This is a genomic window from Thermosynechococcus sp. TG215, from assembly GCF_031583455.1.
Lineage (GTDB): Bacteria > Cyanobacteriota > Cyanobacteriia > Thermosynechococcales > Thermosynechococcaceae > Thermosynechococcus.
Genome location: NZ_CP134178.1, coordinates 1,844,072 through 1,864,040, shown reverse-complemented (window position 1 = coordinate 1,864,040; position 19,969 = coordinate 1,844,072). Strand labels below are relative to the sequence as shown.

21 protein-coding genes and 1 tRNA gene are annotated in these 19,969 nt (G+C 54.1%); 11 read left to right on the top strand and 11 right to left on the bottom strand.

All coding sequences use genetic code 11. The features are described 5' to 3' along the window. Positions 1-57 precede the first annotated feature (57 nt). A complete protein-coding gene (locus RHJ02_RS09105; protein ID WP_206199898.1) occupies positions 58-1,179 on the bottom strand; it encodes an aldo/keto reductase in 1,122 nt (373 codons plus the stop codon). Position 1,180: 1 nt separating this feature from the next. After that, positions 1,181-1,696, bottom strand: a complete 516-nt coding sequence (locus RHJ02_RS09100) for a bifunctional nuclease family protein (protein ID WP_206201676.1) — start codon at positions 1,694-1,696, stop codon at positions 1,181-1,183. Between the two features lie 261 nt (positions 1,697-1,957). On the opposite strand from RHJ02_RS09100, the gene wecB reads away from it, so the two are divergent. After that, positions 1,958-3,082 (top strand): non-hydrolyzing UDP-N-acetylglucosamine 2-epimerase, encoded by a 1,125-nt coding sequence (wecB, locus tag RHJ02_RS09095; protein WP_310800147.1) that lies wholly within the window; start codon positions 1,958-1,960, stop codon positions 3,080-3,082. Positions 3,083-3,108: 26 nt separating this feature from the next. Next, positions 3,109-3,759: an SEC59/DGK1/VTE5 family protein gene (locus tag RHJ02_RS09090; RefSeq protein ID WP_310800146.1), complete on the top strand. Its 651-nt coding sequence runs from the start codon at positions 3,109-3,111 to the stop codon at positions 3,757-3,759. On the opposite strand, the gene RHJ02_RS09085 is transcribed toward RHJ02_RS09090, so the two are convergent. Both RHJ02_RS09085 and RHJ02_RS09080 read right to left on the bottom strand, forming a co-directional pair. Further along, positions 3,746-4,390, bottom strand: a complete 645-nt coding sequence (locus RHJ02_RS09085; protein WP_310800145.1) for a dienelactone hydrolase family protein — start codon at positions 4,388-4,390, stop codon at positions 3,746-3,748. The two genes, RHJ02_RS09090 and RHJ02_RS09085, sit on opposite strands and share 14 nt — an antisense overlap. A gap of 1 nt (position 4,391) precedes the next feature. Further along, complete coding sequence (locus RHJ02_RS09080) at positions 4,392-5,348, bottom strand: LysR family transcriptional regulator (RefSeq protein ID WP_190278237.1); 957 nt, start codon at positions 5,346-5,348, stop codon at positions 4,392-4,394. Between the two features lie 95 nt (positions 5,349-5,443). On the opposite strand from RHJ02_RS09080, the gene RHJ02_RS09075 reads away from it, so the two are divergent. Next, positions 5,444-6,190, top strand: a complete 747-nt coding sequence (locus RHJ02_RS09075; protein WP_310800144.1) for a pentapeptide repeat-containing protein — start codon at positions 5,444-5,446, stop codon at positions 6,188-6,190. A gap of 9 nt (positions 6,191-6,199) precedes the next feature. Here the strand turns inward: RHJ02_RS09075 and ispF are convergent, their stop codons facing one another. The 3 genes from ispF to uvrB form a co-directional block, all read right to left on the bottom strand. Continuing rightward, on the bottom strand, positions 6,200-6,682 hold the full coding sequence (gene ispF / locus RHJ02_RS09070) for a 2-C-methyl-D-erythritol 2,4-cyclodiphosphate synthase (RefSeq protein ID WP_302678113.1): 483 nt from the start codon (positions 6,680-6,682) through the stop codon (positions 6,200-6,202). Between the two features lie 80 nt (positions 6,683-6,762). Then, on the bottom strand, positions 6,763-7,272 hold the full coding sequence (gene apcB, locus RHJ02_RS09065; protein WP_149818761.1) for an allophycocyanin subunit beta: 510 nt from the start codon (positions 7,270-7,272) through the stop codon (positions 6,763-6,765). Positions 7,273-7,430: 158 nt separating this feature from the next. Next, the gene (gene uvrB / locus RHJ02_RS09060) at positions 7,431-9,440 is read right to left on the bottom strand and encodes an excinuclease ABC subunit UvrB (protein WP_310744482.1); all 2,010 of its coding nucleotides are present in this window, start codon (positions 9,438-9,440) and stop codon (positions 7,431-7,433) included. Between the two features lie 360 nt (positions 9,441-9,800). On the opposite strand from uvrB, the gene pyrR reads away from it, so the two are divergent. Further along, positions 9,801-10,343 carry a bifunctional pyr operon transcriptional regulator/uracil phosphoribosyltransferase PyrR gene (pyrR, locus tag RHJ02_RS09055; RefSeq protein WP_302676066.1) on the top strand — a complete coding sequence of 181 codons (543 nt, stop codon included), beginning with the start codon at positions 9,801-9,803 and terminating at the stop codon, positions 10,341-10,343. Positions 10,344-10,358: 15 nt separating this feature from the next. Next, positions 10,359-11,153: a site-specific DNA-methyltransferase gene (locus RHJ02_RS09050; protein WP_206199892.1), complete on the top strand. Its 795-nt coding sequence runs from the start codon at positions 10,359-10,361 to the stop codon at positions 11,151-11,153. Positions 11,154-11,266: 113 nt separating this feature from the next. Here RHJ02_RS09050 and RHJ02_RS09045 read toward each other — a convergent pair. Beyond that, positions 11,267-11,353: transfer RNA gene (locus RHJ02_RS09045), tRNA-Ser, on the bottom strand. Positions 11,354-11,490: 137 nt separating this feature from the next. Here RHJ02_RS09045 and RHJ02_RS09040 point away from each other — a divergent pair. Together RHJ02_RS09040 and RHJ02_RS09035 are read left to right on the top strand one after the other, a co-directional pair. Then, entirely contained in the window at positions 11,491-12,480 is a 990-nt protein-coding gene (locus RHJ02_RS09040) for a cysteine synthase A (RefSeq protein WP_206199891.1), read from the top strand. 88 nt (positions 12,481-12,568) lie between these two features. Continuing rightward, positions 12,569-13,408 carry a M48 family metallopeptidase gene (locus RHJ02_RS09035; protein ID WP_225901546.1) on the top strand — a complete coding sequence of 280 codons (840 nt, stop codon included), beginning with the start codon at positions 12,569-12,571 and terminating at the stop codon, positions 13,406-13,408. Between the two features lie 6 nt (positions 13,409-13,414). Here RHJ02_RS09035 and shc read toward each other — a convergent pair whose 3' ends face one another. Next, entirely contained in the window at positions 13,415-15,343 is a 1,929-nt protein-coding gene (shc, locus tag RHJ02_RS09030) for a squalene--hopene cyclase (protein WP_302676068.1), read from the bottom strand. 87 nt (positions 15,344-15,430) lie between these two features. Here shc and RHJ02_RS09025 point away from each other — a divergent pair, with 87 nt between their 5' ends. The 4 genes from RHJ02_RS09025 (at position 15,431) to cobT (ending at position 18,423) form a co-directional block, all read left to right on the top strand. Beyond that, a complete protein-coding gene (locus RHJ02_RS09025; protein WP_206199888.1) occupies positions 15,431-16,144 on the top strand; it encodes a phycocyanobilin:ferredoxin oxidoreductase in 714 nt (237 codons plus the stop codon). 85 nt (positions 16,145-16,229) lie between these two features. Further along, positions 16,230-16,523, top strand: a complete 294-nt coding sequence (locus tag RHJ02_RS09020; RefSeq protein WP_310742934.1) for a nucleotidyltransferase family protein — start codon at positions 16,230-16,232, stop codon at positions 16,521-16,523. 44 nt (positions 16,524-16,567) lie between these two features. Next, positions 16,568-17,338: a peptidoglycan editing factor PgeF gene (pgeF, locus tag RHJ02_RS09015; RefSeq protein ID WP_310438179.1), complete on the top strand. Its 771-nt coding sequence runs from the start codon at positions 16,568-16,570 to the stop codon at positions 17,336-17,338. Next, entirely contained in the window at positions 17,335-18,423 is a 1,089-nt protein-coding gene (gene cobT / locus RHJ02_RS09010) for a nicotinate mononucleotide-dependent phosphoribosyltransferase CobT (protein ID WP_206199885.1), read from the top strand. Before pgeF ends, cobT begins: the two co-directional genes overlap by 4 nt. 40 nt (positions 18,424-18,463) lie before the next feature. On the opposite strand, the gene RHJ02_RS09005 is transcribed toward cobT, so the two are convergent. Beyond that, the gene (locus RHJ02_RS09005; RefSeq protein ID WP_310744480.1) at positions 18,464-19,000 is read right to left on the bottom strand and encodes a hypothetical protein; all 537 of its coding nucleotides are present in this window, start codon (positions 18,998-19,000) and stop codon (positions 18,464-18,466) included. Further along, complete coding sequence (locus RHJ02_RS09000; RefSeq protein ID WP_302678105.1) at positions 18,997-19,965, bottom strand: metal-binding protein; 969 nt, start codon at positions 19,963-19,965, stop codon at positions 18,997-18,999. The genes RHJ02_RS09005 and RHJ02_RS09000 overlap by 4 nt, the downstream gene beginning before the upstream one ends. Between the last annotated feature and the right edge of the window lie 4 nt (positions 19,966-19,969).

The window sequence follows — 19,969 nt, the reverse complement described above, 5'->3', positions numbered from 1 at the left end:
GTTGAGTTCGGTACTGGGTGGGAAAATAGGAAGTTTTTTCGATTTTTGATTATTTGATTAAATGTTCTGCCAAAGGCGGGTTCGCGAGCTGCCCTGCAACTGCTCATGGGTTTCGCGCAATAGCCGAGGAATCTCCAAGCCACTGGGACAGCGGGGCAAACAATCGCCACATTCAGTACAGCGGTTGGCGGGTTGACCGGGAAACCAATGCCCGGCACGACCAAACATCCCATAGCGATACTTGCCAAATTCTGTCATGTCGTAGGCGACGGCTAAGTTGTGAAGCCGCAGCACTTCGGGGATGTGAATTTCCTCAGGGCAGGGCAAACAAGCATAACATTGTTGACACAAATCGGTGCCCAAGGTTTCCTGCATCACTGCTTGCAGGCGATCGCCCACCGCTTGCTCTTCAGCGCTCAGGGGTGCCACCTGATCAGCCACGGCCAAGGGAAAGGCCAACTCGGCAACGGTGGCCGGTCCAATACTCAAGGTGGTGATGGCCGGCTGACTCAGCAACCAGCGATAGCTCCAATGGAGAGGGTGAAAGGGCGCACAGAGGTCTTGGAGCCGTTGGGAAGGCCGGTAGAGTTGTCCTCCTTTATCGGCTGGCGAAATGATAAAAATCCCCATATCCCGCTCGGCGGCAGCGGCGATCGCTGGGGCATTGCGTTGCTGAAAGTAGGTGTAATGCAGATTCACAAAGTCAAATTGGTTGCTAGCGATCGCCCGCAAAATCACAGATAACGATCCATGACTGGAAAAGCCTAAAGCACCAATTACCCCCTTTGCTTGCAACTGCCGCAGGATTGCCATCCCCTCAGTGCTCAGCCATGCGAGATGCTCAGGGGTGTTGAGGCCATGGAGGGCGACACCATCTAACCGTGAGACTTGAAGACGCTCAAGGGATTGAGCAATTTGCCGCTGGACGTGATCCGCATCCCCTTGGGGCAAGAGTTTAGTGGTGATAAAAACGGGGGGCTGCCCCAGTGCCTTAAGGGCACGACCAATATAGGCTTCACTGGCACCGTAGGCAGCGGCAGTTTCAATGTGGTTCATGCCGTGGGCGATCGCCCCCTCAATGACCGCCTGCATCACCTCTGGACTGCCCAAGGCACGCATCGTTCCAAGGGAAAAAACCGAGAGGTTCAGCCCCGTGCGACCAAAGCGGCGGTAGCGCATTCTAGCCTGCGGAGGAATCCTCTTCCATTCCCCGGCCCTGCTGAATAAAATCTTCAGGGCGAATCGAATCTAAAAAGCGGCGAAAGGCTTGGCGTTCTTCCTCGTCAGCATCGCGATCGACGGGAATCGAGGCATCGGCAACAACCGCTTCCATCACCCAAATCGGGCAATCACAGCGCAGGGCAAGGGCAATGGCATCGCTGGGACGAGCATCAATCTCTTTACGAGTTTCTCCTTGGCGCAGGGTGAGCACTGCATAGTAGGTGTTGTCTTCCAAGGAATGGATCACCACCCGCTCTAGGGTCATATTCCATTCGTTGAGAATGTTGACCATCAGATCATGGGTCATCGGTCGCGGTGCTCGTTGATTTTCCAAGGCCATTAAAATTGCCCGCGCCTCATTATCACCAATCCAGATGGGCAGTGCTCGCCGTCCAGCACCGTCTTTGAGTAAGACAATTGGCGTGCGACGGTTAGTGGCATCGAGGGCAATCCCAGCAACGGTCATTTCAATCATGGCCACCTCAGCGAGCGCAATGGCGGTGCATTCCCTTCTATTATTAACATACAGTCCTTCCCACCAAGATGGCACACCCCTACCACTGTAAGACTCCCTATGGGGGAAGTAACGGAGGGGCGACGCGCAGGCATTCCTTGGGACTCCATGCTTTAGAAAAAGACTGGCGAACGACGGAATCATGGGCAGTGGCAACTAGACACTTTTTTGACGCTCGCTTCTCGGTACACTAAAGTTATTATTTTTGGTATTTAGACGGCTATGATTGCTTCCCCGATCCCGATCTGCATTACGTTGGGTACGCGCCCGGAGGCAATCAAATTGGCACCGGTCATTCAAGCCTTCCAGCGATCGCCCCTGTTTGAACCCTACGTTGTCCTCACGGGACAGCACCGCGAAATGGTGGATCAAGTGATGGCACTGTTTGACCTGCGGGCAGATCGGGACTTGGCCATTATGCAGCCCAAGCAAACCCTGACCGAAATCACCTGTCGTGCTCTCCAAGGCTTGGAGCAACTCTATCAAGAACTCCTGCCCCGTCTTGTTTTGGTTCAGGGGGATACAACAACCGCCTTTGCCGCTACCCTTGCCGCCTTTTATCAGCAGATTCCTGTCGGCCATGTGGAAGCGGGCTTGCGCACCGACGATCTCTACAACCCCTATCCAGAAGAAGCCAACCGCCGCCTTATTTCCCAATTAGCGCAGTTGCATTTTGCCCCTACGGAACAAGCCGTCAAGAATCTTCAGGCGGCCGGGGTCACGGGTAGCATTCACTTGACGGGCAATACCGTGATTGATGCCCTGCTGCAAGTGGCCGATCGCCAGCCAGTGTGCCATGTCCCCGGCCTTGACTGGCAACAGTATCGCGTGATCCTCGCTACCGTTCACCGACGGGAAAACTGGGGTGCCCCCCTAGAAGACATTGCCAATGGCTTCCTGAAAATCTTAAACACGATTCCCGATACCGCTTTGCTCTTGCCCCTGCACCGCAATCCCACTGTGCGTGAACCCCTCAAAGCCTATTTGGGGCATCATCCCCGCGTTTTTCTGACGGAGCCACTGGACTATCCTGCTCTTGTGGCAGCGATTAAGGGAGCAACGCTCCTGCTGACGGATTCCGGTGGTCTCCAAGAGGAAGCCCCTAGCCTTGGTAAACCGGTACTGGTGTTACGGGAAACCACTGAGCGGCCGGAAGCGGTCACCGCTGGCACTGCTAAACTGGTGGGCACGTTTGCGGATACGATTGCCGCGGCAGCCATTGAACTGCTCACGGAGCCAGTGACCTACAACCGCATGGCGACGGCGATTAATCCCTTTGGCGATGGTCATGCCAGCGATCGCATCCTTGAGATTGTGACCCAGTTTTTTGCCCAGCAGACACAGTAAGGAGCCACGGCCATCTGAGGATAGCAATGACAATGTTCTGGGCAGGAATTTTGGTCACCAGTTGGCTGGGCTTGGTGCTGTTAACCGCAGAACTGATTCACGCTTGGTTTCCCAATGCCAAGGAATGGTCACGGAAAGTGGTTCACATTGGTGCCGGTCAAGTGATTCTCATTGCCTATGCCTTGGGGGTACCCACGAGTTGGGGAATTGTGGCCGCAGCGATCGCTGGCGTCGTCACACTGCTTTCTTACCGCATAGCGATTTTTCCCAGTATTAGTGGCGTGGGGCGCCAAAGCTGGGGCACCTTTTTTTATGCGGTGAGTATTGGCACATTAATGGCGCTCTTTTGGAACACGCTGCCGGAACTGGCGGTTCTGGGAATTTTAGTGATGGCTTGGGGAGATGGCTTGGCTGCCCTTGTGGGGATTAACTGGGGACGCCATCCCCTGCCGCGAACCAGTAAAAGCTGGGAAGGAACCCTGACCATGTTCTGTGTGAGTACCGTGGTGGCGGCTCTATCCCTCACCCCCATTGCGGCCTTAGAGTTGCTCTGGATTGCCCCCTTAGTAGGTCTGGGTGCGACCCTTTTGGAACTGATTGCTTGGCGAGGGGTTGATAATCTCACAGTTCCGATCGGTAGCGCTTTGCTTGCCTATGGGTTACTCAATTTGAGTTGATGTTAGGCAGGGTCTTCTCAATAAACTGGCGGGCGATGGCGATCGCGTCTCCATTAATTTCATGAGCCATGGGTAGGGCATGAAACGCTCCCTTCACTCCTGCGGCTTGCAGGGCTTGCCAACTGGCTTGGGCACTGGCAAAGGGCACGACAGGATCGGCTGTGCCATGAATCATCAACACGGGTGGCGAGGCAGCTGTCACCACTGGCGGGCGCACCAAATAGCCACTAAAGACCAATAATCCCGCCAAGGGCAACGTTAACCCCACAGCCAATGTCAGTGCTCCCCCTTGGGAAAACCCCCCTAAAATTGTGCGGCTGAGATCAATGGGCAAGCTGGCAATCCACTGCCGCAGTGCCGCTTCACTGGTGGCTAGATCCATTGCCCGCTCATCGAGCAGTAATGAACCACTGAGGACATCGTGCTGATTCAGGTCATACCACATCCGCCCTTGGGGGACGTAAGGATGGGGAAAGGGGGCTTCCGCTGCATAGGTTTGGGCTTGGGGAGCCAGCAACGATCCAAGGGAAATCAGATCTGCGGCATTGGCACCCCAGCCGTGGAGCAATAGAAGGCTGTGATCTGCCGCGATCGGCGGATCGGGAAAGGTGAGAAATTGGAGGGTTGTCATGCTAGACGGGGTTGAGTTCCTTGGCCGGCGCCGCCACACTGGGATAGGTGAGGCTCGATTCAATCATTTCCCGACCCTCGGTGGACACATAGTCAAAGAAGGCCTGAGCCACGACCGACAGTTGTTTGCCCGCAGGATAGACCAAATGCCAGTGCCGCTGAATCGGGAAATGTTCGACATCGAGAATCGTCAACTGGCTGGACTCGCGATCAAGGGCTAAGCAGTGGTGAGACAGGACAGAAATCCCTAGGCCGCCAGCGATCGCCTGCTTAATGGACTCGTTACTTCCCAGCTCAAGGCGGATATTGATCGGCACACCGTGCTCTGCAAAGAGCTTCTCCACCGCTTGGCGGGTGCCCGATCCCTGCTCCCGCATAATAAAGGGTTCTCCCGCCAGTTCTTGGATCGGGATTTTACTGCGGCCACTGAGGCGATGGTGACTGGGGGCAACCACCACTAAGGGATTATCCAAAAAGCGGTGGCACTCCACATCCACATTCTCCGGTGGGCAACTGGGAATATAGAGATCGTCCATATTGCCTCGAATGCGCTCTACCACCTGTTCATGGTTGGTAACCGTCAGGGCGACATCAATCCCCGGATAGCGCTGGCAAAATGGCCCCAGCAGCCGCGGAATCACATATTTGGCCGTGGTAATGACACACAGCCGCAAGTGTCCCTGCTTGAGACCCTTGAGATTGGCAACGGCCATTTCAAACCGCTCAAGGCGCTCAAAGATGTCTTGGCAGGTGGCCAGCAGTTCCTTGCCGGCTTCTGTGAGATAGAGCCGCTTGCCCACTTGCTCAAAGAGGGGCATACCAACGGCACGGGTCAACTGCTTCATTTGAATCGAAACGGTGGGCTGCGTCAGAAAGAGTTCCTCGGCAGCGCGGGTAAAACTTCCGTGGCGAGCAGTGACCTCAAAAACCTTAAGCTGATGTAGGGTTGCTTGTTTCAAACCCATTCTCCTTTCGTCAGCGATAGAGCTACATAGATGAAATTCTATCAAATTTCACGCCACGATAACGAAATGTGAAGAATCTCAAGGCAAGAATGATGATCAAAGGGCACTTAAATCAGGTAATGAGCGATCGCCTGCGAGGGGGAAAACACCTCTGGAACGAATGGCGGCAAGCTTATCCTCAGCTTACTGTAGATTTGAGGGAAATGAATCTTACGGGCATGGATCTGCGGGGCTATGACCTGCGGGGCTGCAATCTCAGCCGTGCCTGTCTGCGAGAGGTGAACCTTGCCCATGGGGATCTGCGCTTTGCTAACCTCTATGAGGCGGATCTGACAGCGGCGAACCTCGATGATGCCGATTGCCGAGGGGCGTTGTTCTTAAAAGTGGTGGGCGATCGCGCCACTGCCCAGCGGGCAAATTTTCAACTGGCCAACTTGCAGTACGCTCGGTTGACCTATGCCGATTTCTCTTGGGTCACTCTTGAACAGGCGGATTGTCGCCACAGCAATTGGTGTCAAGCAGATCTCAGCCATGCCCGTGCTGCTTCTAGTGATTTTTCCTTTGCGCTGCTGATGGGGGCTAGCCTCAATGAAGCCACGCTGCGGTTTGCTCATTTGGTACAGGCGTCCTTGGAGGGGGTTCAAGCCTATCGCTGTAACTTCTATGCGGCCAATTTAGCCTATGCAGGACTAACGCGCGGCTATTTTTCCCATGCCCTTTTTGTGCGTGCTAACCTCAGTCATGCCATCTGTCGCTGGGCCAATTTTCGCCATGCCAATCTCCAGCAAAGCCAGTGCGAGCAAACGGATTTTCACTACAGCCTGTATGTTCGCTAGTAGTTCATCTTAAGCTTCTGACTGGAGCAGCGCCACGGCATAGGCGGCAATGCCCTCTTCACGCCCCACTGGCCCCAGTTTTTCATTGGTGGTGGCTTTGATACTAATCTGGTCGCGATCAATCCCTAGGGTGGTTGCAAGGCGATCGCGCATCTGGTCGAGGTAGGGTTTCAGCTTCGGACGCTCTGCCACCACTACGGCATCAATGTTGCCCACTTGCCAACCCCGTTCTGCAATCAGTGCCGCTACTTTCGCCAGCAAGACTTGGCTATCTGCCCCTGCCCATTTGGGATCACTGGGGGGAAAGTAATGGCCAATATCGCCAAGGCTGAGGGCTCCCAAAAGGGCGTCCATAATTGCGTGGGTGAGGACATCGGCATCACTGTGTCCCAAGAGTCCCAAGGTGTGTTCTAGTTTGATACCGCCTAAAATCAGAGGCCGCTCGGGCACCAATTGATGGATGTCGTAGCCATTACCAATGCGAATTTTCATACTTGCTGCACAGGACAACGAAGGGGCGATCGCCAATGCCACCGCCCTCTATTGTTGCAGAGTCTTCTATCTTGGCCAACCTAGATATTCACTTCACTCAGTTGCCGACACATGTAGTCAAAGGGTTGTTCGACAATACTCGTGTCCTCGATGCCCGCCGCTGCCACGCGATCGCGCACAATCTCCTTCATGATTTGAATGCCGCGCACCGTTGGTCCAATGGGTACCCCTAGGGAGTTGTAGGTTTCCCGCAGACCTTCGAGGACGCGCTCATTGAGGACATCCACATCCCCGGCCACAATGGCGTAGGTGGCATAGCGCAGGTAGTAGTCCATATCCCGCAGGCAGGTGGCATAGCGGCGTGTGGTGTAGGCATTGCCGCCGGGTTGAATCAGTTCCGGCTGCTCTGTGAAGAGGGCAGAACCCGCTTCCTTCACAATGGCTGCGGCATCGCCATTGATCACTGCTGCCGCTTTAACCCGTACCGCACCGGAATTAAAGTAGGAGCGCAAACTGTCAACAGCATCGCGATCGAGGTAGCGACCGGTGGAGTCATAGTTTTTAATCAGTGTGGTGACGGCATCACGCATAGGTTTTTCTTACTCCTAGAACTGGTAAAACTAGCGTCAACCCGAACGCCAGCCGAAATTGCGCGGATCTAAAATCGTACTTAGCTTATCACGGTAGGGTTTCTCCCCCTTCGCTCCCGTTTACGGACTGTTGCGAACTATTACAAAAGTTCATAATTCTAGCGGTACCCCACGAGGCGATCGCGCAAACGCTTAATTTGATCGCGGTAGCGGGCAGCCTCCTCAAAGGCCAATTCTTGGGCAGCCGCCTTCATTTTCGCCTCAAGGTCTTGGATCAGTTGGGGGATATCCTCTAGGCTCAGTTCCTGTAAGGCTTGGGAAGATAAGACAGGCACCGACTCGGCATTGAGGCGGCGAGACACATCCAAAAAGGCCAAGATGGCATTGCTGGTTTTCTTGACAATGGGTTGAGGGGTGATGCCGTGGGCTTGGTTGTAGGCCAGTTGAATGGCGCGGCGGCGCTCTGTTTCTTGGATGGCTTTTTGCATACTGTCGGTGAGGGTGTCGGCATAGAGAATCGCCTGTCCACGGACGTGCCGGGCAGCACGGCCAATGGTTTGAATCAGCGATCGCTCCGCCCGCAGGAAGCCCTCTTTATCTGCATCAAGGATGGCCACCAAGGACACTTCAGGTAAATCCAGTCCCTCCCGCAACAGGTTGACACCAATCAACACATCAAAGTCCCCTTGGCGCAGGGCTTCAAGAATCTCAATGCGCTCAATGGCATTGATTTCTGAGTGCAAATAGCGCACTCGTACCCCCCGTTCTTGGAAGTATTCCGTGAGATCCTCGGCCATGCGTTTCGTGAGAGTAGTCACCAGTACCCGCTCTTGGCGATCGCACCGCAGGCGAATCTCCCCATAGAGATCATCCACCTGTCCTTGGGTGGGACGGACAAAAATTTCTGGATCCACGACCCCCGTCGGCCGAATAATTTGCTCGACAACTTGCCCTTCAGACACCGCCAATTCCCAATCGCCGGGGGTTGCCGAGACAAAAATACATTGCTTCACCTTTTGCCAAAATTCCTCCGCCTTCAGGGGGCGATTATCCGCCGCACTGGGCAGCCGAAAGCCGTGATCAATCAGCACTTTTTTGCGGGCTTGGTCACCATTAAACATCCCGCGAATTTGCGGCACTGTTACATGGGACTCATCCACCACCAACAGCCAGTCGTCAGGAAAATAATCAATCAAACACTCCGGCGGTTCCCCCGCTGCCCGGCCGGCGAGATGGCGTGAGTAGTTTTCCACACCGTTGCAATAGCCCACCTGTCGCAGCATTTCCAAGTCATAGCGGGTACGTTGACTCAGGCGCTGTGCTTCAAGGAGTTTATTTTGGGCTTCCAAGTAAGCCACTTGGGCTTGCAGTTCCGCTTCAATGGCAGCACAAGCCGCTTCCAGGCGTTCGGCAGGGGTGACAAAGTGCTTCGCGGGATAGATATTCAGGCGTTCGACACTCTGCAATGTTTCCCCCGTCAGGGGATCGACATAGCGAATCGCTTCAATGTCATCCCCAAAAAACTCAACCCGAATGATGCGATCCTCATAGGCTGGGCCGATTTCTAAAACATCTCCCTTGACACGGAAGCGCCCCCGCCCCAGTTCCACATCGTTGCGCGTGTATTGAATGGTGGCCAGTTGCCGCAGCAGTTGTCGCAGATCCGTTTCACTGCCCACCTCCAAGGAAATCGCCGCTTTGAGGTACTCTGCTGGAATACCCAAGCCGTAGATGCAGCTAATGGAGGCAACGACAATTACATCCCGCCGTTCAAAGAGGGAGCGGGTGGCCGAGTGTCGCAACATATCAATTTCTTCATTGATAGAGGCACTTTTTTCGATGTAGGTATCGGTAACGGGAATGTAGGCCTCGGGCTGATAGTAGTCGTAGTAGGAGATAAAGTACTCGACGGCATTTTCTGGAAAGAATGAGCGCAGTTCATTGCACAGTTGCGCCGCAAGGGTTTTGTTGTGGGCCAGCACAAGGGTCGGGCGGCCAAGGGCCTCGATCACGCGGGCGATCGTGTGGGTTTTGCCGGTGCCCGTTGCCCCCAGCAATGTTTGGAAGCGATATCCCGCCTGTACCCCTGCAACCAGTTTTTGAATGGCTTGGGGTTGATCTCCCGTCGGTTCAAAGGGAGCGTGAATACGAAAGGGAGTGCTGGTCATTGCCCAATTTCTAACGAATTCTTACCTAGCTTTTAGGGTAGTCGAGCAACGGAGGAGCGAGCCACCCAAAATCTTGTTCAGAAGGATTGAAGGCGCTTGAAACGGTCAAAACCACGTCCTCGCCTATTTGAGAAAGCAGCCCTAAGATTTGGTATTCTAAATAACAGTTTCTCGTGTATTGTAACAGTTAATTGCGCCAAATCTAAAGAATTGGTAAAAGCTTTCGCTCCCCCAAAATATCGGCAGTATCGTAGGGAAGCAAGATACCTCCTAACTGCGTCTTTGGCCCTACCCGCTTGGCGTAGGGTCTCTTTTTGCGGGAATTTCGCTAAAATCTGTGAATTCCCTACCGTGACGGCTATGGCTGGTGAAGTCGTTGAAATTCTCAGTGCCGATGATCTACGGCGCACTGTCACGCGCTTAGCCTCCCAAGTGGTGGAGAAGGCTCGCGATGCCCTCGACAAATTAGTGTTGTTGGGGATTCATACCCGTGGGGTTCCCCTTGCCAAGCTGTTGGGGCAACAAGTTGAACAACTGGAAGGAGTGAACCTCCCCATTGGTGAGTTGGATATTACATTTTATCGCGATGACTTGGATCGCATTGGCCCGCGCACACCGCGTCAGACCCTGATTCCCGTGGATCTCTCTGGGCGGATTGTGGTCTTGGTGGATGATGTGATTTTTAGTGGCCGCACGATTCGCTCTGCCCTCAATGCCGTCCATGATTACGGTCGCCCCAGTGCCATTTGGTTATTGGTACTCATCGATCGCGGGCACCGCGAATTGCCGATTCACCCCGACTTTACGGGTAAAGTACTGCCCACGGCTCGCGATGAAGTGGTCAAGGTACTCTTGCAGGGGATTGATCAGCGGGATGGGGTAGAGCTATGGAAACCCTCTTAATCTTGGGAAAACTCAATGCCATTCATCTCAAAAAAAGAAGCCTTCTTTCAAATGAAAGATACATGGCTATTCAATGCCAATAGCCTTGATGCTGATTTATTTACTGAGCCTTTTATTGACCTGATTGTGACTTCCCCGCCCTACAATGTGGGTCTTGAATATCGCTCAGTCAAAGATGATGTCCCCTACAGCGATTATCTAGAATTTAGTCGCGCTTGGCTGTCCAACTGTTTTCACTGGACAAAAACGGGCGGGCGGTTTTGCCTTAACATTCCCCTCGATAAAAACAAAGGGGGACAGCGCAGTGTTGGCGCGGATTTGACGGTTTTGGCTCAAGAGGTTGGCTGGAAATATCAGTCCACCATTGTCTGGAATGAGGGTAATATTTCGCGGCGGACGGCTTGGGGATCGTGGATGTCGCCCTCAGCACCCTATGTGATTGCGCCTGTGGAGTTAATTGTGGTGTTGTACAAAGAGGAGTGGCGGCGCAAGTCCGATGAAAAGGCCGATATTACTCGGGAAGAATTTATGGAATGGACAAACGGGCTATGGACATTCAGCGGCGAAAGCAAAAAAAAGATTGGTCACCCTGCACCGTTTCCAAGGGAACTGCCGAGACGATGTATCAAGCTCTTTAGTTTTCCGGGCGATATCGTCTTCGATCCCTTTTGTGGCAGCGGCACAACACTGGTGGAAGCTTTTGCCAACAAACGAAAAGGCGTCGGCGTTGAAATTGATCCTCGATATGCAGAACTGGCAAAGGAGAGACTCCTGAATGAGATTACACTTTTTGATGTGATCAATTTATAGGACTTTTCGAGCTTGACAGGTTCTATTAGCCAAGCTTCTAGGTCAGTCGTGCCACTACATCTATCGCTAGCTAAAGCGAGGTACCCGTTTTTCTAAACTATCGGGGACATCAACGGAGAGGGGGGGATTCGAACCCCCGTTAGGTGTTACCCTAAACTTGATTTCGAGTCAAGCGCATTCAACCACTCTGCCACCTCTCCAAGGATCTCCAATCATAGCAAAGGTGAATGCCAAAGGCACACTTCGCGATTGACTCCGTCACGCTCCCCCTCAAGGCAATTCTGGCGGCAAACCCCTTTACGATAAAAGTATTCAGTTAACTTAAAACAACGACGGCATGGATATTAAACAGGGTTTTGTCGGCACCGTCGGGCAGACGCCGCTGATTCGCCTCAACTACTTTAGTGACCTCACAGGCTGTGAAATTCTCGGTAAGGCAGAGTTCCTCAACCCCGGTGGCTCTGTTAAGGATCGGGCTGCCCTCTACATTATTGAAGATGCTGAAAAAAAGGGCCTTCTCAAACCTGGTGGTACGGTGGTCGAAGGCACAGCAGGCAATACGGGCATTGGCCTAGCCCACATTTGTAATGCCAAAGGCTACAAGTGCCTGATTGTGATTCCCAATACCCAATCTCAAGAAAAAATTGATCTGTTGCGTACCCTAGGTGCCGAGGTGCGCCCCGTTCCCGCTGTGCCCTACAAAGACCCCAATAACTATGTGAAGCTCTCCGGGCGGATTGCTGCTGAGATGGAGAATGCCATCTGGGCAAACCAGTTCGATAACTTGGCCAATCGCCAAGCCCACTACGAAACCACTGGCCCTGAAATTTGGCAGCAGACCGATGGCCGCATTGATGCGTGGGTAGCAGCTACTGGCACGGGAGGCACCTATGCGGGGGTGGCGATGTACCTCAAGGAAAAAAATCCCGCGATTCGCACTGTGATTGCCGATCCCATGGGCAGTGCCATCTATAGCTATGCGAAAACGGGCACCCTCAGTAGCAGTGGCAGTTCCATTACCGAAGGCATTGGCAATAGCCGCATTACCGCCAACTTAGCAGGCGCTCCCATTGATGATGCGATTCAAATTGAGGATCAAGAGTGCCTTGAGATCATTTATCAACTGCTGCACTACGATGGCCTCTTTATGGGTGGCTCCGTCGGGATTAATGTGGGGGCAGCGGTACGCCTCGCCAAGGAACTCGGACCCGGTCACACAATTGTTACTGTGTTGTGCGATGGGGGTTCCCGCTATCAATCGCGGCTCTTTAATCCAGAGTGGCTGGCCAGTAAAGGGCTACGGGTGCCAGAGATTAAAAAACGTTAAGCCTTGGGAACAATGTCTAAAATAGAGGGGTCAGAAGGGGGCAAGTAGCCGCTAGGCGTGGGTGTGGACTTTACGCGAAATATTAGCCGTGAAAAAACAACGTTGGTTTCTCCTCTTTGCCAGCTTGGTCTGTGGGGTGGCGATCGCTCTCCATCCTGTGGCTGCACAGGCTCAAAATCTCTGGCAGCGGTTACTGTTGCAGGGGATTCAGGTCATCCAACTATCGAATATCTCGCCCCGCCAAGAGGTGGCCTTGGGGCAACAGATCCATGAGCAGATGCTGCGGCAAGGGATGCGCCTTGTTCGCAATCCCGCTGCGCAAAACTATGTGCATAGCATTGGTGACCGCTTGGTTAATGTCGGCGAACGTCGAGGTGTGCCCTACCAGTTTCACATCATCCAAGACCGCCAAGTGAATGCCTATGCCACAATGGGGGGCTTTGTCTATGTCACTACAGGGCTAATGCTGCGGGCGGAAAACGAGGCGGAACTAGCCAGCGTCATTGCCCACGAAATTGGCCACATTGATCAGCGCCATGTGATTCGTCAACTGCAACAAATGGCGATCGCCCAAGGCTTAATGACGGCTGCGGGCTTGGATCGCGATCGCGGGCTACAAATGGCCATGGAACTTGCCTTTCGACGTCCTCGCAGTCGTGAGCAGGAACTAGAGGCCGATCGCTATGGGTTGGGGCTATTGGCTCGCAGCAACTATGATCCACGGGCGATGGTGACATTTCTGCAGAAATTGCAACGGGAGGGAGGAGCACCGCCAACGATTTTGAGTACCCACCCTGCGCCGCGCGATCGTCAGTTGCTTGCTGAAAACTTAATTCGCTCTGGTTTGAGCAATGACTGTGTGGTTGCCCCCCAACCCCTGTGTGGCACCGATCCGGTGGCCTATCAACAACAACTGCGCTCCTTCTAATCTCACCTAACTAGCCAACAGATTGCGCCAGCGAGCATAGCGCCCCAAGGCCGTCAGCGGAAAGTGCTGCTGGTAGTAGTGGTACTTCAGGTAAAAGTGGCAGGGAAAGCCCGTACCAGTGAAGTAATCCTCGTGCCATGTGCCATCGGCGCGCTGGGTCTGCAGCAGGTAGGCAATCCCCTTTTCAATAGCTTTTGTGGCGTAGTCTCCTGTGGCATCGCCAGCGGCCAAAAGGCCAATAATGGCCCAAGCAGTTTGGGAAGCAGTGCTATCGCCTTTGCCCTTGAGGGAAGGGTCGTTGTAGCTCCAGCAGGTTTCACCCCAACCACCATCGGCATTTTGACACTGCACCAACCACTCAGCGGCACGGCGAATGCGCCAGCGATCGTAGCGAGGAGCAACAAGGGAGAGGGCTGCCAACACCCCACTCGTGCCATAGAGGTAGTTCACCCCCCAGCGGCCAAACCAACAGCCTGCCGGTTCCTGCTCATGGCGCAAGTAAGCAAGGGCGCGATCGAGGGCACCACTGTCAAAGGCCAACTGACACCGCCCCACCATCTCCAGCACCCGTGCCGTGACATCAGCAGTATTCGGGTCAATCATTGCCTTGAGATCGCCGTAGGGAATGGCATTGAGCCAATCTTGGTCATTGTCCACATCAAAGGCTGCCCAGCCCCCCGGCCGACACTGCATTGAGGCAATCCAAGCGACTGCCCGCTCAATGGCTCGCCGTTTGAGGTTTTCATCAGGCAAGGTCACAGCATGAAGCGCCATCACCACCACCGCTGTATCATCCACATCGGGGTAGAAGCGATTCTCAAATTCAAAGGCCCATCCCCCCGGCTGACCTTTTTTGTTTTTTACGTGCCAGTCCCCATAGTCAAGGATTTGCTTGGACAGCAACCATTCGCCAGCTTTGACCAGGGCGGGATGATCGGGGGCGACGCCTGAATCCACCATGGCGCGCATGACCAAGGCAGTATCCCAAACTGGGGAGACACAGGGCTGGACGCGATACTCGGTGTCGGTTTCAATCGCAAAGCGATCCACTGCTGCCATCCCCCGCTGCACCATGGGGTCATCCACAGCATAGTCAAGGGCACGCAATGCCAATAGGGAGTTGAGCATCGCCGGAATAATGCCGCCCCAGTCGCCACTAGCTTCTTGACGCTCGAGCACCCATTCTTCGGCGGCCTTTAGCCCCTGTTCTCTGAGGGGATTAATGTTCAGGGTTTCAAAGAGCTTGAAAACGTGATCGAGACCAATAAAGACATCACTCCAGTCGCCTTGGCGGGGCAGTTCCCAGATCACATTTGCCCGCCCTTCGGCATAGAGTTCATCGAGGGTAATGGGCGGATCCATGGCATAAACGGGCTTGCGATCCATGACAATCAACAGCGGCACGGTGCTGCTGCGTGCCCAACTAGACATCTCATAAATAGTGAAGGGGCTACCCTCCGGCAGGAGCATGATCCAAGGGGGGAGGGAGGGAATCCCACGCCAGTCGTAGCAGCCAATGAGGGCAAGGTGCAGTTTGGTAAAGATGCGAGTTTTGCTAATGCCACCGCGAGCAAGGATAAATTGCCGTGCCTTCACCAAGGCAGGATCATCGGCGGCCACGCCCAACAGTCGCAGTCCCATGTAAGCCTCAACACTGGTGCTGAGATCGCCGCCATCGCCATAAAATAGCTCCCAACCGCCGTGATCCCGCTGATGGTTGCGCAAATACTGTTCCGCTTTGGCCAAGGGTAGCCGCTGTTCGGTGCCCCAGATTTTGTGGAGCAGGATCACCTCTGCGGTCATGGTCACATTGGACTCTAATTCTGCCCACCAGTAGCCCTCAGCATATTGCTGTGAAAAGAGAAAGTCTTGGCTGGCGCGAATCGCCTGTTGGAGTTGCTTTGGGTCAATGGCAGCGGCAATTTGAGTTTGCATGATTCCTCGGCTGTTAGACTCTTGGTTAGTTTAGCGGGGGCGATCGCTCCCTCGCAAGCGGCACAGACTTGGGTTAGGATCAAGGCTATGTCTCTCCGTCAACACCAGCATCCCCTAATTCAGCGGCTCGCCGATCGCATTGAGCAGATTTGGCAGAGCACTTTGCCCTTAGCCCCCTATACCCTGCCTGAGGATCTCGGTTATGTCGAGGGCAAACTGGAAGGGGAGCGGCTAACGATTGAGAACCACTGCTACCAAGCGCCGCCCTTTCGCAAACTTCACCTTGAACTGGCACGGGTGGGGGAGAGTCTCGATATTTTGCACTGTGTCATGTTTCCAGAGCCGCGCTACGATCTGCCAATGTTTGGCTGTGACCTCGTGGGTGGCCGAGGGCAAATTAGTGCCGCAATTGTGGATCTCTCGCCGGTGACGGGTGAGTTGCCCGCTGCCTATACATCGGCTTTAAGTGCTTTGCCAAAATTCACCTTTAGTCAACCCCGTGAGCTGCCCCCTTGGGGACATATCTTCTCGTCCTTTTGCATTTTTATTCGGCCACAGGGAGACACTGAGGAACAGCAATTTCTCGATCGCATTGGTGAGTACCTCACGCTCCACTGTCAACTTAGCCAGCAAGCTGTGCCCACGGATCAGCCCGAAGCCGTGATTGCCGGCCAACGGCAGTACTGCCACCAGCAACAGCAGAACGATAAAACCCGCCGGGTTCTGGAAAAAGCCTTTGGTGCTGCTTGGGCAGAACGCTACATGACCACCGTTCTCTTTGACTTGCCCCCTGCTGCCTAGAACCCCTTAAGGACTCTCTCCCCGATGAACCGCATCAGCCAGTGGATCGGTCAGATTCAGATTAAAGGAATAAGGAAACATTGGAATGTTGAGTCGTCAATTAGGGATCAATACCTTAGAAAACCGTCGAGAATCCCTTAAAAAATTTGCAGTAAAGACCCTGCAGCTGTTTGGTTCAGTGGCACGGGATGAAGCTCACGCTGAAAGTGATGTTGATTTGTTAGTAGAGTTTGAAAGGCCTGTTGGATTATTTACCTTCATTGAGCTAAAAGAATATTTGGAGGAAATCTTAAGCTGTTCTGTTGATTTGGGCACACCCCAATCTTTACGTTCAACGCTTAGGGAGGAGGTATTAAAGGAGGCGATTCGTGCCTTCTAGGGAGCTACGAGAACGCCATAGTTTAGCTGTCATTGGATCTGACAATGTGGCGCTGGCAAACCACTGACCTCGGGCGCTTTCTCACCTGCGATCTTTTGCAGGGGTTTCAGCATGGCTTCTTTACTCGCGATTGGCAAGGACAAGACCTCAGCACCCTCACCGCAGCCCTAGGCACGACAGCAACACCGCTACGGACACAACAGGTGCATGGCGATCGCGTGGCTTTGGCAGCAGAAGTTTTAGCCCGTGATGAACGATTGGCAGCGGATGCCCTTGTGGCCACAGGGTCTGATCAAGCCCTCTGGGTGTGTAGTGCCGATTGTGTGCCGCTACTCATTGCCGATGTGGGCAGTGGACGGGTTGCGGCGATTCATGCGGGGTGGCGGGGGACAGCGATCCAAATCTCTAGGGCCACGCTCCAGCAGATGCAAGCATTCGGCAGTGATCTTGCCAATTTACGGATTGCCATGGGGCCTGCGATTCGCGGTGAGGTCTATCAAGTGGGGCTGAATGTGGCCCGTGCCTTGGCGCAGACCATTCTTGAGGGGGTGACGGAAACCACTGACCGCGATGATCTTTACCAGCGTCTCGCTGCCTTAGACCCAGAGATGATCTTTCTTGATCCAGACCCTGAGCGACTTCGGGTGGATGTGGCACGGGTGAATCGCTTGCAATTGCTGCAATTGGGGCTAAGGGACGAGCAAATTGCCCTGTCTCCCCACTGTACGTTTCGCGATGCTGAATGCTTTTTCTCCTATCGCCGTGAACACCTCAAGCAGGTGCAGTGGTCGGGAATTATTAGTCGATTAGTATGATTGGCGTTGCCACGGGAGAATCCATTGCCCGCGCTTGGGGCGATCGCCACTGCCAGCACCCCGACTTTCCTGCCCTAGTCTGTGTTCTTGGCTTTACGGAAACGGCATTGATTCCCGGAATCTCGGCAGCGGGTCAAACCCCCAGCGATCGCCGAACCACAGCCCTAGCGGATGGCGAGTTCCTGCTGCGAGGCATTCAACCCTACTACCGCTATCCGCTGCCACCCCTGACGGCGGGTGCGTCCCCTGCTCTAATTAGTCGTGCCCTCATTGAGGCCTTGGCGTTGCCCCTCTACGTCTTTGATGCGGGTTTACCTTTGCCGCGTCTGCCCGAGATGATTGACTTGGGGGGCGCTCCGGCGCGCTGCCTAACCACGGCTGAAGCGATGACAGCCCAAACTGTAGCGCAGCTCTGGGAACAGGGATGGTCTTGGGGAGCCAAGCTCAGCAGCCAATATCCGTGGCTGATCATTGCTGAATGTGTCGTGGGCGGCACAACCACTGCCCTTGCCCTCTGTGAAAGTTTGGGCATCCCCGCTCGCGATTGTGTAGGCAGTAGTCATCGCCAGAGTAACCATGCCCAAAAGTGGTCACTCGTGCAACAGGGGCTTGCCCATCTCCCTGCTAATGCGGATCCTTTCACTTGTGTAGCAGCGATTGGCGATCCAATGCAGGTGGTGGTGGCGGCTATGGCCCTGCGGGCAAGTCAAACCTGTGGTGTGTTGCTGGCGGGGGGGTCACAAATGATGGCGGTCTATGCCTTTGCGCGAGCGATCGCCCAGTGGCGTCAGCTTCCTTGGTGTCCCGCACAAATCGTGGTGGGCACAACCCGCTGGCTGATTGAAGATCAAACGGCTCAGATTCACCGCTTGGCAGAGCGTGTTCAGTGTCCACTCATTTACACGCAACTTGATTTCAGCGCATCCCGTCATCCTGCCCTGCGTGCCTATGAACAGGGGTTTGTCAAGGAAGGGGTTGGTGCGGGGGGGTGTGCCATTGCTGCCCATCTGCTGGCGGGCTGGAGCAATTCAGACATGGTGCATATTATTGACAGGTTGGGCGATCGCTGGTCTAAAGGGATGTGATCTTCTTTGAGAGCGACTTTCATTGGGGAAAAGGGGGAAGTTACTGGGGATTCAGCCACTCGATACTGCCCGGAAGCTGTCTTAGAATATCGGTTTCGACTAAGATGAGGCGATCGCTCCGCCCTGAGCGACGGTACACAGGATATTTGCCTTGATGTTTTTTTAGGGCCTCTGTAGGTTGGGTCACTTGAACGGCGAGATCGACATTCTTTTGCACAAACGCTATCAGTGCTGTGCGCTGCACCAAAATAAATGAGTTCAACGTTTGAAAGGCAATATAGTCTGAGTGACCGCCAAACAACCAGCCTTGATCACGTACCCCCTGCAATTCTATCCAAGTGTATTGATCTTGGGGCTGCGGGTCTTGGCGTTGAATTTTCTTGACTGCCTTGATGTCCACTTTCAGGGACGCATACCCCTTAATCAACAAACAATCCCAGTGCTCATGAATATCAGCAGCTTCGCTCGCGTGGTGAACTTGGAATCCCTGCTTGCGGGCAAGCTCTAAGAAGGTGTCCTCTGCTTTGAGACCACGTTTGAGATTTTCGCCCTGACCGTCATACTGGTTGGGTTTCATGGCTCACTTTCGGTTCCTTCATCTCCTCTCAGCGGTTCACCCATCGCCAACTGACAGGCCGCAAGACTGGCACTGCTGTACATCTGCTCTAGGGTGGCCATTAACTGCGCCACTTCACTGGGAACCTCATGGGGAAAGGGGGGTAACACGGATAGCACCGCATGGGGTTGACCACTGGGGACAAGCACCACTAACTCTGGGGGTAGGGGCTGGCGATATTGGCAAAAGGGAGCATCGGTTTTCGGTGGCTCATAGAGGGGTGGGGGGGTGGGCACCATAGAGGGGGTAGTCGCCGTTGCCCGATAGTGGCGCAGGCGTTGGAGAATCTCCTCTTTGGTTTTGCCCCGCAACTGAAAGAGTAAAAAGGGGTCTTCGTTGAAGTATTGCCCCAGCAAGTAATAAACCGCGCCAATATGTTTGCAGGGATTGACGGGGTCAGGGCAATTGCAGCGGCTATGGATGTCGAACTTAGTAAAGGGAAATAAACTCAATCCAGCTTGGGTAAAGACTTCTTCAATACTGGGGGGCAGTTCTCCCGCTAGGAGCTTCGCGGCATAGAAGGCTTTTTGTGCCATGCCGTCAATGGCATATTGCCACTGCTCTTCACTAAAGGCATCCAAATGCAGTTTGACGTGATAGGGTTCGGGAGCCGTGCCTTGAACTTGGGCATGGACTTGGTTGCCCTTGAATTCCAAGGTGAGCACCCGTCCTTCACGGACATAATTGCGTGCCCGCTCTAGGCGTCGGCGCCAGCCAAAGGACTCTAGCACACCAATCCAGCGTTCACTCCACCAATGTTGACGCCCTTGAGCACTGTCGCGATCGCCCGCTGCTACCTCAACGACGGGTTCAGAGGCTACCGTTGTCGCTGTAACATCAAGGGTGGTGGGAGATGACTGCTGCTTTTGCTTTTGTTTCAGACTGGCCGCTTTGCGGGTAATTTTGAGAATCTGAGGCTGTTTCATGGGG

Excerpts from the sequence above, each read along its gene's own strand:
- RHJ02_RS09105 (WP_206199898.1), bottom strand. The coding sequence starts at position 1,179 with ATGCGCTACCGCCGCTTTGGTCGCACGGGGCTGAACCTCTCGGTTTTT.
- RHJ02_RS09100 (WP_206201676.1), bottom strand. The coding sequence starts at position 1,696 with ATGATTGAAATGACCGTTGCTGGGATTGCCCTCGATGCCACTAACCGT.
- wecB (WP_310800147.1), top strand. The coding sequence starts at position 1,958 with ATGATTGCTTCCCCGATCCCGATCTGCATTACGTTGGGTACGCGCCCG.
- RHJ02_RS09090 (WP_310800146.1), top strand. The coding sequence starts at position 3,109 with ATGACAATGTTCTGGGCAGGAATTTTGGTCACCAGTTGGCTGGGCTTG.
- RHJ02_RS09085 (WP_310800145.1), bottom strand. The coding sequence starts at position 4,390 with ATGACAACCCTCCAATTTCTCACCTTTCCCGATCCGCCGATCGCGGCA.
- RHJ02_RS09075 (WP_310800144.1), top strand. The coding sequence starts at position 5,444 with ATGATGATCAAAGGGCACTTAAATCAGGTAATGAGCGATCGCCTGCGA.
- ispF (WP_302678113.1), bottom strand. The coding sequence starts at position 6,682 with ATGAAAATTCGCATTGGTAATGGCTACGACATCCATCAATTGGTGCCC.
- apcB (WP_149818761.1), bottom strand. The coding sequence starts at position 7,272 with ATGCGTGATGCCGTCACCACACTGATTAAAAACTATGACTCCACCGGT.
- uvrB (WP_310744482.1), bottom strand. The coding sequence starts at position 9,440 with ATGACCAGCACTCCCTTTCGTATTCACGCTCCCTTTGAACCGACGGGA.
- pyrR (WP_302676066.1), top strand. The coding sequence starts at position 9,801 with ATGGCTGGTGAAGTCGTTGAAATTCTCAGTGCCGATGATCTACGGCGC.
- RHJ02_RS09050 (WP_206199892.1), top strand. The coding sequence starts at position 10,359 with ATGCCATTCATCTCAAAAAAAGAAGCCTTCTTTCAAATGAAAGATACA.
- RHJ02_RS09040 (WP_206199891.1), top strand. The coding sequence starts at position 11,491 with ATGGATATTAAACAGGGTTTTGTCGGCACCGTCGGGCAGACGCCGCTG.
- shc (WP_302676068.1), bottom strand. The coding sequence starts at position 15,343 with ATGCAAACTCAAATTGCCGCTGCCATTGACCCAAAGCAACTCCAACAG.
- RHJ02_RS09025 (WP_206199888.1), top strand. The coding sequence starts at position 15,431 with ATGTCTCTCCGTCAACACCAGCATCCCCTAATTCAGCGGCTCGCCGAT.
- RHJ02_RS09020 (WP_310742934.1), top strand. The coding sequence starts at position 16,230 with ATGTTGAGTCGTCAATTAGGGATCAATACCTTAGAAAACCGTCGAGAA.
- pgeF (WP_310438179.1), top strand. The coding sequence starts at position 16,568 with ATGTGGCGCTGGCAAACCACTGACCTCGGGCGCTTTCTCACCTGCGAT.
- cobT (WP_206199885.1), top strand. The coding sequence starts at position 17,335 with ATGATTGGCGTTGCCACGGGAGAATCCATTGCCCGCGCTTGGGGCGAT.
- RHJ02_RS09005 (WP_310744480.1), bottom strand. The coding sequence starts at position 19,000 with ATGAAACCCAACCAGTATGACGGTCAGGGCGAAAATCTCAAACGTGGT.
- RHJ02_RS09000 (WP_302678105.1), bottom strand. The coding sequence starts at position 19,965 with ATGAAACAGCCTCAGATTCTCAAAATTACCCGCAAAGCGGCCAGTCTG.